11 protein-coding genes and 1 pseudogene are annotated in these 14,347 nt (G+C 59.2%); all 12 read left to right on the top strand.

Annotated features, from left to right (window positions below; genetic code table 11):
• Positions 1-374 precede the first annotated feature (374 nt).
• The gene (locus tag CWO89_RS00665; RefSeq protein WP_130576743.1) at positions 375-701 is read left to right on the top strand and encodes a hypothetical protein; all 327 of its coding nucleotides are present in this window, start codon (positions 375-377) and stop codon (positions 699-701) included.
• Positions 679-2,901: a peptidase domain-containing ABC transporter gene (locus tag CWO89_RS00660; protein WP_463698624.1), complete on the top strand. Its 2,223-nt coding sequence runs from the start codon at positions 679-681 to the stop codon at positions 2,899-2,901. Before CWO89_RS00665 ends, CWO89_RS00660 begins: the two co-directional genes overlap by 23 nt.
• Complete coding sequence (locus CWO89_RS00655) at positions 2,898-4,316, top strand: HlyD family type I secretion periplasmic adaptor subunit (RefSeq protein ID WP_130576741.1); 1,419 nt, start codon at positions 2,898-2,900, stop codon at positions 4,314-4,316. The genes CWO89_RS00660 and CWO89_RS00655 overlap by 4 nt, the downstream gene beginning before the upstream one ends.
• A gap of 196 nt (positions 4,317-4,512) precedes the next feature.
• A complete protein-coding gene (locus tag CWO89_RS00650; RefSeq protein ID WP_130576739.1) occupies positions 4,513-5,574 on the top strand; it encodes a Gfo/Idh/MocA family protein in 1,062 nt (353 codons plus the stop codon).
• Between the two features lie 3 nt (positions 5,575-5,577).
• A complete protein-coding gene (locus tag CWO89_RS00645) occupies positions 5,578-7,095 on the top strand; it encodes an oligosaccharide flippase family protein (protein WP_130576737.1) in 1,518 nt (505 codons plus the stop codon).
• A 37-nt stretch (positions 7,096-7,132) separates the two neighbouring features.
• Positions 7,133-7,627 carry an acyltransferase gene (locus tag CWO89_RS00640; protein ID WP_130576735.1) on the top strand — a complete coding sequence of 165 codons (495 nt, stop codon included), beginning with the start codon at positions 7,133-7,135 and terminating at the stop codon, positions 7,625-7,627.
• Positions 7,628-7,757: 130 nt separating this feature from the next.
• Positions 7,758-8,866, top strand: a pseudogene (locus tag CWO89_RS00635) (DegT/DnrJ/EryC1/StrS family aminotransferase).
• A gap of 75 nt (positions 8,867-8,941) precedes the next feature.
• Entirely contained in the window at positions 8,942-9,937 is a 996-nt protein-coding gene (locus CWO89_RS00630; RefSeq protein ID WP_165420937.1) for an NAD-dependent epimerase/dehydratase family protein, read from the top strand.
• Positions 9,938-9,995: 58 nt separating this feature from the next.
• Positions 9,996-10,856 (top strand): glycosyltransferase, encoded by an 861-nt coding sequence (locus CWO89_RS00625; protein WP_130576730.1) that lies wholly within the window; start codon positions 9,996-9,998, stop codon positions 10,854-10,856.
• Between the two features lie 225 nt (positions 10,857-11,081).
• Positions 11,082-12,221, top strand: coding sequence for a DegT/DnrJ/EryC1/StrS family aminotransferase (locus CWO89_RS00620; RefSeq protein ID WP_130576729.1), 1,140 nt, complete (start codon positions 11,082-11,084; stop codon positions 12,219-12,221).
• A gap of 79 nt (positions 12,222-12,300) precedes the next feature.
• The gene (locus CWO89_RS00615) at positions 12,301-13,362 is read left to right on the top strand and encodes a glycosyltransferase family 2 protein (RefSeq protein WP_165420934.1); all 1,062 of its coding nucleotides are present in this window, start codon (positions 12,301-12,303) and stop codon (positions 13,360-13,362) included.
• On the top strand, positions 13,363-14,307 hold the full coding sequence (locus CWO89_RS00610; protein ID WP_130576727.1) for a glycosyltransferase family 8 protein: 945 nt from the start codon (positions 13,363-13,365) through the stop codon (positions 14,305-14,307).
• Positions 14,308-14,347: the final 40 nt, after the last annotated feature.

Below are 14,347 nucleotides of genomic sequence, written 5' to 3'. Positions count from 1 at the left end.
TGGGTTGAGCGGAAGCTGCGTGGCGGTTCCCCGAATCTAGATTCAGCGATCGGTAACGTCCGAGATAATATATATGTCGTGTGATAGCGACATAATCGATTGACATTTAATTTGCTGCGATCTTTATTTATTGCCGGAGTATCCGGTTGGTCATTTCGGGTGTTGGAGATGCTGAGACGGGGAACCATGCGGCTTGTTTGAGGACTCCGATGCCCAGCTTTTCGGCTTCCCGCCATTTCCGCGGATGCCGGACGGATATCGAAGCAAAACAGCCCGGTTCTCGCTCGGCCGCTCCAGGTCCGTGACTACCGTCAGCGTCGATCCCCTGGCTGCAGGTCGGCGCGGGGCTGAAGTTGGCAGCATTGGAGGCTTTGATGCACGACGAGCTCTATACTGACGGGGTGGAAGAGATCACCATTGGCGGATCGATCGTCCGTGTCGATCTGGTCAGCCTTTCGCCGACCGAACGCGACGCCAACAATGCGCCGAAGAAGGTGTTCCGGCAAAGGCTGATCTTTTCCGTGGAGTCGTTCGCGAACTCAGTCGAGGTGATGCAGAACGCGCTGCAGGGATTGGTCGACGCCGGCGCGGTGCGGCGCAATCCGCCGAAAGGACAGGCCGGCCAGGCCCCGACCACTTCGACGGATCGCGAACCGCCCAACAGCCCACGGTCCCCCAATGTCTCAAGCAATTTCCGTTGAAGCCGACCTCACGGGCGCGGAAGCGTCGCCTGTGAGCGCCGACGAGACCTTGCGCCCGGCCTTGCGGACAGAACTTGAATGTCTCGCAAAGGTCGCCGCCTATCACGGCGTCGATCTGCCGGTTGAGCGGCTCAAGCACAGCTACGCCATCGACGGGGTTCCCGTCTCGGCAACTCGACTGCTGCGCATGGCGAAGGAAGCGGGCATGCGCGCAACGCGCACGCAGCTTGACTGGGGGGCGCTGTTTCGGTTGGGAGAGGCTTATCCGGCTCTGCTCCGACTTTCGAACGGCAACTGGATCGTCGTTCTCGGGGCAGGGCAGGGAGCCGATGGTGCGGAAGCAGTTAGCGTGTTCGATCCGCTCGCCGAGCGCCGGGACGAGCCTCTGATCGTCGACAGGGATACGTTCTGCACCCGATGGGGTGGCGAGGCCATCCTGATCAAGCGCGAGCGGCTTGCTTCGGACCATCGGCCGGCGTTTGGGCTGCGCTGGTTCATCCCCGAACTGGCCCGTCAGTGGCGCCTGTTTGTCGACGTCGCGATCGCCGCCATCATGCTCTATGCACTGGGGCTCGCGACACCGATCTTCTTCCAGCTCGTCATCGACAAGGTCCTTGTGCACGAGAGCTTCACTACGCTCTATGTGCTGGCAGCCGGTGCGACTGCCGCGCTGGCGTTCGACGCGATATTCGGCTTTCTGCGACGCTATCTTTTGCTCTATGCGACGAACAAGGTCGATATCCGGGTGGCGACCAAGACGTTCGGTCACCTCCTTGGCCTGCCCGTGACTTTCTTTGAGCACATTTCGGCCGGCGTCCTGGTGAAGCACATGCAGCAGGCGGCGCGAATTCGCGAGTTCCTGACCGGCCGTCTGTTCCTGACCACGCTCGACGCGCTGTCGCTGTTCGTCTTCCTCCCGGTGCTGGCGTTCTACAGCGTCAAACTGACATGCATGGTGCTGGCCTTCACTGCCGCGAGCGGCATGGTCGTTGCGCTGCTGATGGGACCGTTCCGGCGCCGTCTCTATAATCTCTACCAAGCGGAAGGTGCGCGTCAGGCTCTGCTGGTCGAGACCGTGCACGGCATGCGCACGGTGAAGTCGCTGGCGATGGAGCCGCTGCAGGGCAGGGTCTGGGACGATCGCTGCGCCCAGTCGGTGACGATGCGATTCGGCGTCGAGAAGATTTCTGCCGCCGCCCAGTCGACCACCGGATTTCTTGAGAAGATGATGACGCTCGGCATCATCTCCTTTGGAGCGCTCGACGTCTTCAGCGGCGAGATGACCATTGGCGCGCTGGTCGCCTTCAATATGCTGGCGGGGCGCGTGTCGGGACCGCTGGTCCAGTTGGTGACCATGGTTCATGAATATCAGGAAGTCGCGCTGGCGGTGAAGATGCTGGGCGAGGTGATGAACCAGAAGCCCGAACGCGATGGTAATCGCGAGGGGCTGCGGCCCGACTTCGCCGGCAAGATCGAGTTCGAGAATGTCTCGTTCCGCTACGGCTCGGAAGGCGCGCCGGCGCTGGATGATGTCTCGTTCTCCATCGCCCCGGGATCGATATTCGGGATCGTCGGCCGAAGCGGCTCCGGCAAGACCACGCTAACGCGGCTCATTTCCGGGATGTATCCGGTGCAGCAGGGCCTGCTGCGCGTCGACGGATACGATTCGAGGGAGCTCGATCTCGCCCATCTGCGCCAAAATCTCGGATTGGTCTTGCAGGATAATTTCCTGTTTCGCGGCACGGTTCGCGACAATATCGCCTGCGTGAAGCGCGACGCGACCTTTGCAGAGGTCGTCCGCGCGGCCCAGCTCGCAGGAGCCGATGAATTCATCGAACGGCTCCCGCGAGGCTTCGACACCATGCTGGAGGAGGATGCCTCGAACCTGTCGGGCGGACAGAAGCAGCGTCTCGCGATCGCGAGGGCGCTGATCGTCAACCCGCGCATCCTGATTCTGGACGAGGCAACGAGCGCGCTCGATTCCGAAAGCGAGATGATCATCCGGCGCAACCTGCGCCGTATCGCTGAGGGGCGTACCGTCATCATCGTCTCGCACCGGCTGTCGATGCTCGCAGACGCGAACCAGATTCTCGTGATCGACCGCGGCCGGATCGTCGACGTCGATCATCACGACCGGTTGCTTTCGAAGTGCATGATTTACCGACATCTCTGGAACCAGCAGACGAAGCAGATCGCATGACCAAGCCTGAGAAATCCGGCAGCGATGCAAACGCTCCGGTGCGGACGACCGAACGGCGGCGGCGCGGGCTATTCCGGCCCACCAGGCGCCGGCCGCAGGTAGTGACGGAATTCCAATCCGACGCGATCGAGGTCGAGCATCGGGCGCCGCCGCGGATCGCCCGCGTGACGCTCTATTGCGTCCTGGCTCTGATACTCACCGCGATCGGCTGGGCCGCGGGGTCGCAGGTTGACATGATCGTGACGGCGCAGGGCAAGCTGGTCACCACGCGCCCCAATCTCGTCGTCCAGCCGCTCGAGACCTCTGTCATCCGCGAGATACATGTCAAGCCCGGCGACCGGGTCAATCGCGGCGACCTGCTGGCGACGCTCGATCCGACATTCTCGCAGGCGGATCTCGACCAGTTGAGCAGCAAGGTCGGTGTGTTCAATGCCGCAATTGACCGTCTCAAGGCTGAGTTGAATCGTGAGGAGTATGTGGTCGGCGAATCCGCCAACGCCGACCAGGTCCTGCAGCGCAAGATGTTTCTGCAACGCCAGGCGGCCTACGATGCGCAGGTGGAGAACTATCAAGCGCAAATTGCGTCCGCACGCGCCAATCTGAAGACTGCGGAGAACGAAGAGACAGTGCTGCTTCAGCGGCTCGAAACGATGAAATCGATCGAGGTCATGCGCGCGACGCTGATGGACAAGGAAGTCGGCTCGAAGCTGAACTTGCTGCTGTCGCGCGATGCTCGCCTCGATGTCGAAAGCAATCTGGCCCGCGTCCGCGGCAATATCGCCGATTATACGCATCGTCTCGACAAAGCCGAGGCGGACCAGAAGGTCTACGCCGAGGATTTTCGCAAGACGGCTTATCAGGACCTCGTGGAGACGCTGGCGAAGCGGGATAGCGCGGCGGAAGATCTGAAGAAGGCTGAGCTTCGCCGGCAGTTGATCGTGTTGAAGGCGCCGGCCGATGCAATCGTGCTCGATATTGCCAACCGAACTGTCGGTTCGGTCGCCCGTGAGGCCGAGCCGATGTTCGTACTTGTTCCCCGCGATGTGCCGCTGCGGGCCGAGGTTAATGTCGAGGGCAAAGACGTCGGCCAGGTTTCGGTCGGCCAGCCTGTCCGGATCAAGTTTGATGCCTTTCCGTTCCAGAAATACGGGACAGCCAAAGGCGAGGTAGCCGTCATCAGCCAGGACTCGTTCCCGCCGGATCCGAAAGCCGAAGGTGCGCACCGTCCGACCGCTCCCTATTACCGCGTATTGGTCGACTTGTCCGATACGCACCTTCGGCTGCCGGCGGAGCGCGCTCAATTCATCGCCGGCATGGCGGTGACCGCCGAGATGAAAGTCGGGCGGCGCAGCGTGATGTCCTATTTCCTCTATCCATTACTTCGCGGCCTGGATGAAAGTATCCGCGAATACTAGTTGCAGACACAAATTGCACATCGGGCATTTCATGAAGTTGGAATCCAATGCCAGTCGCCTGCTGGTGGTGCCCGTGACCGCGAACGAGCGGTCATGGACGTCGAGCTTGGTGGACTACGCGCCGAGAGGTTTACAGCGGTGCTGGCTGCGGGAGCACGGTCACTGATCTCATATCCAAGAAATTGAGGACATTTTCATGCAAGACATCCGCGTTGGTATGGGCGTCGTTGGATACGGCTATTGGGGGCCGAATCTTGTACGCAACTTCGTCAACAACCCTTCCGCTCGCCTCGTTGCGATCGCCGACCTCGATCCGGGCAAGCTTGCGGCGAGCACGCGCCTCTACCCGGGCGTGGCCACCACTGACCGCTACGAGGACTTGCTCAAGGATCCGAGCATCGATGCGATCGCGATCGCCACACCGGTGCGAACGCATTACGAGTTGGCGCTTGCAGCTCTGAAGGCCGGCAAGCACGTTCTGGTGGAGAAGCCACTGGCGCCAAGCGCGGATCTTGTACGCCGACTTATCGACGAGGCCGATCGGCGAAGGCTAACGCTGATGGTCGACCACACCTTCCTCTATACGCCGGCGGTTCAGAAAATCCGCGAACTGGTGCTTAAGGAAGAGCTCGGCGAGATCTATTATTACGACAGCACGCGCTCGAGCCTTGGCCTATTCCAGAGCGATGTGAACGTCATATGGGACCTTGCGGTCCATGATGTCTCGATCATTCAGTATATCTTGAACGAGGACCCCGTGGCCGTCTCGGCGACGGGATCTTGCCATGTGGCCGGCACGCCGGAGAACATGGCGCATATCACGCTGTTCTTCGATAGCAAGTGCGTGGCTCATGTGAGCGTCAACTGGCTCTCGCCCATCAAAGTCCGTCAGACCTTCGTAGGCGGGAGCAAGAAGATGATCGTCTATGACGATCTTGAGCCGACCGAGAAGATCAAGGTCTATGACAAGGGCATCACCCTCGACGAGCCGTCCGAAGACGCCCATCAATTCCGGATTGGATATCGGGCTGGCGACATGTGGGCGCCTCACATCTCCGCGAAGGAGGCGCTGCAGACCGAGATCGAGCATTTTATCGATTGCGTGCGTACTGGATTGCCCCCGATCTCCGGCGGCATGTCGGGCCTGCGTGTGATCGAAATTCTCGAGGCGGCATCACGCTCGATTGCCGACCAGGGCCGGCCCGTTTCGCTGACCGGGAGGCGAACCTCTGTAACGCCGGTCAGAGCCACGGCCTGATACATGAAGGACCTCGATCAGCCTGGGCCGTCAGGCACCGCGCCGGGTTCGCGGCGCTCCGTAAAACGTTCGATCTTCTTTTCCGCGATCGAACGGTACGGCAATCTTGTTGTGTTCCTGGTCACGACTGCCGTGCTGGCACGTCTGCTGACGCCCGCGGAGTTCGGGATTTATGCGGTCGTCAATGCTGTGACGGCAGTCGTTGTCGCGTCCTTCCAGGAGTTCGGAGGTGCCAACTACCTGATTCAGAAGCGCGAGTTGTCGCGCGCCAGCGTGCAGACCGCTTTTACGGTCACGTTTGGAATTTCGGCATTCACCGGGCTGGCGCTGCTCGCACTTTCGGGCGTTCTGTCACAGCTATTCGAGCAGGAAAGTTTGCGGAAAGGGATCGCGGTCTCGGCGCTGAGCTTCCTGCTTGCACCATTCTCTGGAACGATTATCGGCCTGTTTCGCCGTGACATGGAGTTTGGGAAGCTCGCCATTTGCAACCTTGCATCCGCCGTCGTGGGGGCCACGGTATCCATCGCGCTTGCAATGTTGAGCTTCGGTTTTATGGCGCCGGTCTGGGGCGGCATAGCGGGCAACGTGGTCTTGACCATCATGTTGCTGAGGCAGCATCGCGATTTCGGCGTGTTTCGGCCATCGGTTGCGGATTTTCGTGACGTCGTCGGTTTCGGCCTGTATTCGAGCGGCATAAGCATCATAAACGTGTTGTATAACCTGTCGCCTCAGCTGTTTCTGGCGAAGATTCTCGACTTTACCTCTGTCGGCTTGTACAGCCGTGCCACGGGCATAACTCAGGTTTTCGACAGGCTCGTCGTGCAGGTCTTGAACCCCATCATCATGCCCGCCCTCGTCTCGAGGAGCAGAGATGCGGCGGGTCTGAGGAGTGCCTACCTTGAGGCGATTGAGCTGCTTTCGGTTGTACAGTGGCCCTTTCTGCTCTTCATCGCGATCATGGCGCATCCGATCATTCTGATCCTGCTCGGCCAGAACTGGTTGGAAATCGTGCCTCTGGTTCGCTTTCTCTGCGTCGCGAATTTGGCGCTGTTCGCCGCCTGTTTGAGCTATCCGACCTTGGTGGCTACCGGCAGCGTGCGCGACGCGCTCACGTCGTCCTTGATCTCCCTACCGCCCTCGCTTCTCGTCATTCTGTGCGCAGCTTTCTTTGGGGCCGAGGCCGTGGCAGCTTCAGCATTGTTGACCTTGCCGTTCCAGGCTGCTGTGGCTTTGTATTTCATCGGTCGACGGCTTGCCCTTGAGCCAAAACATCTTTCTCGTGCTTTGCTGAAGAGCGCCGTTGTGACGGCTATGTCCGCTTCAGGTGTGATGGTCTCCGCGGCGCTCATCGAAGCGAGGATCGTACCGTCCTTCGTTGGCCTAATCGCTGCGTGCGGTGTCGCCGCCCTCTGTTGGGGGCTCGGGCTGATGCTCACCGGACATCCGCTCCTGCATCACCTTCATCGAGCGGCAGGTGGGGTGGTTGTGATTGCGCCGTGGCTCAGGCTGCGGCGTCTATGAGACTGTTGCAAGGTTGTTGAGAGCTTGGAGATAGCAGATGCCTATCGCGAAGGATGTTCAACTCGGTCGCGACGTCCGAATATTCCATCCGGATCTCGTTAATCTCTATGGCTGCTCGGTCGGAGACGACACTAGGATAGGAACTTTCGTCGAAATCCAGATCGGCGCGAAAATCGGGGCGCGCTGCAAGGTATCTTCACACAGCTTCATCTGTGAAGGCGTGACCATCGAGGACGAGGTTTTCATCGGGCATGGCGTGATGTTCACCAACGACAAATACCCGAGGGCAACCACTGCGGACGGCAAGCTGCAGGGACCTGCGGACTGGAAGGTGGAACGAACCCATATTGGCCGCGGGGCATCCATTGGATCCAACGCCACCATTCTTTGCGGTGTCACGATCGGCGCTGGGGCCATCGTGGGCGCCGGCGCGGTGGTGACAAGGGACGTTCCACCGCAGGCGATTGTTGCTGGCGTACCCGCGCAGGTTCGTGAACCGCGCCACGTCGCCGCGGAAGCCGCAGACCGTTAATCAAGGATTAGATTCAGCTCAAATTTCTTCGCGCGGCTATTTTCATTGCGCGATTTATATGATTTAATTTTATCTGGAATAATCATTTAATATATTTAATTGGTCCGGGCGACCCGGAGAGGATAGCCGCTTGATACCTTTTCTGGACCTGAAGGCTCAGTATCGCCAGATCAAGCCACAGATCGATGCCGCGGTTGCGCGGGTCATCGACAGCACTCAATTTGTTCTGGGGCCGGACGTTGCCGCCTTTGAGGATCGCTTTGCGGCTTATTGCAACGTTGATCACTGCCGCGCGGTCAATAGTGGAACCTCGGCGTTGCATCTTGCGCTGCTCGCGGCCGACATTGGGCCGGGCGATGAGGTGATCACCGTATCGATGACGTTCGTCGCCACGACCGCAGCGATCCTGTACTGCGGCGCCAAGCCGGTGTTCGTCGACGTCGACCCGATCTCCTGGACAATGGACCCGGCCTTGATAGAAGCCGCGATCACGCCGCGAACGAAGGCGATACTGCCTGTGCACTTGCACGGACTGATGGCGGACATGGATCCGATCATGGAGATCGCTCGCCGCCACGGGCTCGTCGTCATCGAGGACGCGGCGCAGGCTCATGGTGCGGAATACAGGGGCCGCGCGCCGGATCCATCGGCGATCTCGGCTGCTTCAGCTTCTATCCCGGCAAGAATCTCGGAGCATACGGGGAGGGCGGAGCGGTGGTTACCAACAGCCCGGACCTCGCACGACGGATTTCGCTGCTCCGTGATTGGGGCCAGGAATCCAAATACAATCACGTTGTCGCCGGCTACAATTTCCGCATGGACGGCATTCAGGGCGCCGTGCTGAACGTCAAAATGGACCACCTCGAATCCTGGACCGACAGGCGCCGGACAGTGGCTGCGCAGTATGATTCCATGCTCGAGAAGCTTCCGTTCGAACGACCGCGAGCGCCGACCCACAGCCGGCATGTCTACCACGTCTACGCGGTAAGGCTTCCCCGGCGTGACGAGGCGCTGAAGGTGCTGCAGGAAGGCGGAATTGGTGTGGGCATTCACTATCCCGTTCCGGTTCACCTGCAGAAGGCCTACGCGAATCTTGGCTGCCGCGCAGGCGATTATCCCGTCACTGAACGGCTGGCGAGCGAATTCCTCTCGTTACCGATCTATGCGGAACTGCGGCCGGATCAGGTGGCAGAAGTCGTGGCTCGGCTGCAGAAGGCAGTACTTGCCGAGGCTGCCTAAGGCATCCCGGTCAAAGCAGCATGTCATGCACATCTGCTTTCCGAGCTCCAACAACAGGAGAGCATCTTGGCTGATCTGAAGGGTAAGCGGATTCTGGTTACGGGTGGGGCCGGTTTTATCGGCTCGCACATCATTGACCTGCTGTGCGACGAAGGGTGCCTCGAAATCGTTGCGCTTGATAACATGGTGAGAGGACGGCCCGAAAATCTTCGGCACGCCGTCTCGCGCGGTCCTGTGCGACTCGTCCACGGAGACATCCGCGACGGCAAGCTCATGGCAGCGCTGGTGCAGGCGGCCGACATCGTCTTTCATCAGGCCGCACTCCGCATCACCCATTGCGCCGCCGAGCCGCGCTTGGCCATGGAAGTCATGGTCGACGCGACGTTCGATCTGCTCGAACTGTGCGTCAAGCACAATGTCCAGAAGGTTATCGCGGCGTCCTCCGCATCGGTGTACGGCATGGCGGAGGAGTTTCCCACGACGGAGCGGCAGAATCCTTACGACAACCGTACCCTTTATGGGGCGGCTAAGGCCTTCAACGAAGGGCTGCTGCGCACCTTCAACGACATGCACGGGCTCGACTATGTCGCCTTCCGCTATTTCAATGTCTATGGCGATCGCATGGACATCCATGGCCGCTATACGGAGGTGCTGATCCGCTGGATGGAGCGGCTAGAAGCGGGCCTGCCCCCGATTATCTTCGGCGATGGTCAGCAGACCATGGATTTCGTCCACGTTCGCGATGTTGCTCGCGCCAACATTGTGGGGGCGAAGGCAAAGCTCACCGATCAGGTTTTCAATGTCGCGAGCGGGACCGAGACCAGCCTGTTGCAGCTTGCTACGACCCTCGCTTCGGTGATGGGCCATCGTGGCTTGTCGCCGGAATTCGCGCCGGAGCGATCGGTCAATCCGGTGCCGCGCCGCCTGGCTTCGACAGGAAAGGCGGAGCGCCTGCTCGGCTTCCGCTTGAGTGTGCCGCTCGAACAGGGACTTGCCGATCTTGTGAAATGGTGGCGAGCCGAACGCGGATCGCTCGAGCCATCCCGCCAGAAAGAAGCGGTGGCTTCGTGATACCGATCGCACTGCCGCTGCTCGCGGGTGAGTTTGATCCATTCCGATCCGGCTAGCCATGATTTCGATCGTCGTTCCGGCCCACAACGAGAGTTCCGTGATTGCGCGGACGCTGAGCCAGTGGGTCACCAACCCGGCTTCGGACGAGATCGGCGTGGTCGTCGTTTGTAACGGGTGTACTGACGACACTGCGACCGTCGCCCGGCGCTTCAGTCCGATCGTCCATGTTGTCGAGTCGGATATCGCAGGCAAAACCCACGCGCTGAATCTGGGTGATCAAATCTCAAATGGGTTTCCTCGGATTTATGCTGACGCCGATATTGTTCTGTCGCTTGACGCCGTTCGAGCTCTGGCGAAGCGCCTCGAGCAGGGCGACGTTTTGGCGGCGGCACCGACGGCAGATATCAATGTGACGGGCTGTTCCTGGCTGGTCCGCAAATACTACGGAATTCGGTCACGACTGCCATCTTCGCGCCAGGGAATCGGTGGGTCTGGCGTCTATGCCCTATCCGAGGCGGGGCGCAGGCGATTCGGTCAGTTTCCGGATGTCATTGCTGATGACACCTATGTTTGTCTTCAGTTCAGACCAGGAGAGCGGGCGACACTGCCCTGCGTCAGCTCCACGGTATTCCCCCCACGCACTGTGCTGCAACTGATCGCGGTCAGAACGCGTGCCTACAGGGGAATATTCGAGCTCGTCCAGCGCTTTCCCGAACTGCGCGTGAACAAAGGAGAAGCCAATAATCGGACGCTCATTGCACTGTTCAAAGAGCCGCGCTTGTGGCCCGGATTATTGGTCTATTGTTGTGTCAACATTGTTGCCCGGCGCAGGGCGACCATAGCTTCCCGAAGTGGAGCTCATCCGTGGCAACGCGATGAGACTTCTCGTGCAGCGCTAACTGCAGATTCACTCAAATGAGGGCGTAATTGGGTGTTCGCGGCACGGCAACTAATATCTTGATTCTAAATGGCCCGCCATTTAATTTGAATATCATATTAAATCAATGAAGGTAAATCCAGTGATGCGAGGACATCGAGGCGCCCCAATCCGACTTGACGTGGCTGCCAGGTGGTCAACGAACTGGATCAGCTCCAGGTCTTACGAGACCGAGGGCTCAGTGCACAAGCAGGAGGCGCTAGCTTCATGATCCCGATTGCCATTCCGCTTCTTGACAAGGAGGAGGCCGACGCGGCTCGCGAGGCCGTGCTATCCGGCTGGGTTTCGCAGGGGCCGCAGGTTGCTGCGTTCGAGCGGGAATTCGCTGCTCTGGTTGGTGCGCCTCATGCGTGCGCGGTCTCGAATTGCACGACGGCATTGCACGTCGCCTTGACTGCGGCAAACATCGGGCCTGGCGACGAGGTGATCACCGCAAGTCATTCCTTCATCGCAACAGCCAACTGCATCAAATATTGTGGCGCGACTCCGGTGTTCGTGGATATCGACCCGGACAGTTACAACATAGATCCGGATCGGGTAGCCGAAGCGATCACGTCGCGCACGCGTGCGATCGTCGCCGTTCATCAGATGGGCATGCCCTGCGATCTCGCGGCGCTCGCTGCGTTCGCCGATCGTCATGGCCTCATCCTGATCGAAGACGCGGCCTGTGCCGCCGGCAGCGAGGTCCGGGTGAACGGCCACTGGGAGCGGATCGGCAAGCCGCACGGCCGGATCGCGTGCTTTTCGTTCCATCCTCGCAAGGTCATCACGACCGGCGAGGGTGGAATGCTCACTACCGCGGACGCGGAGCTAGATCGAAAGTTCAGACTGCTGCGCCAGCACGGCATGAGTGTGCCGGACACAGTGCGCCATGGCTCCGCGCAAGTGATTTTCGAAGACTATCTGATGGTGGGCTTCAATTACCGCATGACCGATATCCAGGCCTCGGTTGGCCGCAAGCAACTTGAGCGGCTCTCCGAGCTTGTCGCGCGCCGTCGCTCGCTTGCCTCCCGCTACACGGAACTGCTCGGTAACATCGAGGGATTGATCTTGCCTTTCGAACCGCAGTGGGCTCGTTCAAACTGGCAGAGCTACTGCGTCAGACTGCCGGATGGCGTGGATCAGAAGGTGCTGATGCAGCGATTCCTCGATCAGGGAATTGCAACTCGACGCGGCATCATGTGTGCGCATCGCGAGCGACCCTACTCGAATGACAAGCGGCCTCACGACCTTCGGCAATCGGAGCTTGCGCAGGATCACTCGATCCTGCTGCCGCTCTACGCCCAGATGACTGAGGAGAATCAGGTGCTGATTGCGGAGACGTTGAAGAAAGAACTTCAAGTCTAAACAGATCGTGTCGATGTCGCGAGCCGGCAGTTGCGCTGGTGACGCCGATCATTTCGGTTGGGCTCAGGGAATCAGGCGCATGGCCAAAGTCGATATCGTTGTACCCTGTTACAATTATGGGCGGTTCCTTGAAGCCTGCGTGGGGAGCGTTCTCAGGCAGTCCGTCGCAGATCTTCGCGTGCTGATCATCGATGACGCTTCGTCCGATAATTCGCTCTCGGTGGCGAGAAAGTTGGCGCGAGACGACCCTCGAGTGACCGTGGTCGCGCACGAGCGGAACAAGGGGCATATCGGCACATACAATGAGGGAATTGCCTGGGCCTCCGCCGATTACTTCCTTCTGTTGTCTGCGGATGATCTGCTGGTCGCCGGCGCACTCGAACGCGCCGTCGAAATCATGGACAAAAATCCGGACGTTGTTCTCACGCATGGCGAATGCGTCAGTTGGAACGATGATTCGCCGATCCCGAATATCGAACCGACGCAAGACTACACGTGGGCTCGCCAGGATCTCCTGGAAGAGATGTGTGCGATTGCGACGAACTTTGTTTGGACGCCGACCGCTATTGCGCGAACGAGTACGCAAAAAGCAATCGGCGGCTATCGAGCATCGTTGCCGCACAGCGGCGATATGGAGATGTGGCTTCGTTTCGCGGCGAGCGGTTCGGTGGCGCGCATCGACGCGGTGCAGGCAATCTATCGAAGGCACTCAACTGCTATGTCTAACGCGTACTTTGCCGAGATAATATCCGACTATCGACAGTGTCAACTTGCGTTTGAGAGCTTCTTCGATGAATACGGGGATCGTCTCGGCACCTCGCGTGACTTGAAAGGCTTAGCTCGTCATGCATTGGCCGAGCGAATATTCCAGAGCGGGATCGCGTTGCTGCGACGGGGCCGCCTTAATGACGGCCTCCGCCTCATGCGCGAGGCGATGGCTATGGATCGCCGGCTGCGTTACTTGCCTCCGCTCTGGCGGTTGCTGAAGATTCCGGGCGAGGGCGGCCGTCAATGGGCTTTGTCAGTTATCAGAAGGACGCCGGGCAAGCTATTGGGGTGGGCATCGCAATCGCCGAAGAGTCAGCATCAACCCGAGGTCGATAGCAGTCATTTCTCCTCCGGGAACCATGTAGGTCATTAGATGGACTCAAAACGGATACGAGGTCCAATCGTCCTCGCTTGTGACAGGCGTTACGCCATGCCACTCGCGACGACCCTGCGGTCGATTGTGGAAACGGATAGAAGCGGCGAACCGCTCGAGTTTCATGTGCTTGCCGACGGGCTTTCCGAGCGTGTTCGAAGGAGGATATTGGACTCCCTTCCGCATGGTTCTGCGTCGATCCGATGGATCGAGGTGGACTTGGGAATGTTCCAGGAGTTCTCGACGATTAGTTACATTTCAAAAATCACCTACGCCCGATTCCTCATTCCGCGTATTTTCCCGGATACGGTCTCCAAGGTATTGTATCTGGACTGCGATCTTCTCGCTCTTGATGATCTGCAGGCGCTCTGGGCAACAGATCTGGAGGGAAGTGTTCTTGGCGCGGTTTTGGACGGTCTCGATTCTCAGCTGAAAAATCAAACCGTTCGCCTACCGGTACCTCGCGTGCGAGATTACTTTAACGCCGGTGTACTTCTGATAGACCTGCACCAATGGCGAAAGGCGCAAATCGTCGAAACAGCGTTAGAATATCTCAAGCGCTGTCCTGGATCGCCCTACTCGGATCAAGACGCATTGAATGTTGCGTGCGATGGCCTTTGGAAAAAGCTCGATTCCCGATGGAACTATCTAGCTTACAACGAGAAGCTCGACGTCTCTGAATTAGCGGGCGAGTACAAGCCCAACATAGTTCATTTCACGACCTGGAACAAACCTTGGAGAGCTGGCGTTCCAAACGCGAATGCCGCGTTGTACGACTCGTTTCGAAGCCGCACGCGGTTCCCGCGCAACTCCATGGACAGAATGGAAGCTACGCTGCGTATCGGTTGGTCCCACATAAAGGGCCTCCAGAAGGCGAGACAAGGCAAATCAACTCGCTCGGACGCTATGGTCGATCGTCAGGCTGATCAGAGTAGCTTCAAATAATCGAACAGTTTCTTCCTTTAATCATTCGACCGCGAGGTTG

Source organism: Bradyrhizobium sp. Leo170 (assembly GCF_004296405.1).
GTDB lineage: Bacteria > Pseudomonadota > Alphaproteobacteria > Rhizobiales > Xanthobacteraceae > Bradyrhizobium.
This window is presented reverse-complemented; position numbering and strand designations above follow the sequence as displayed.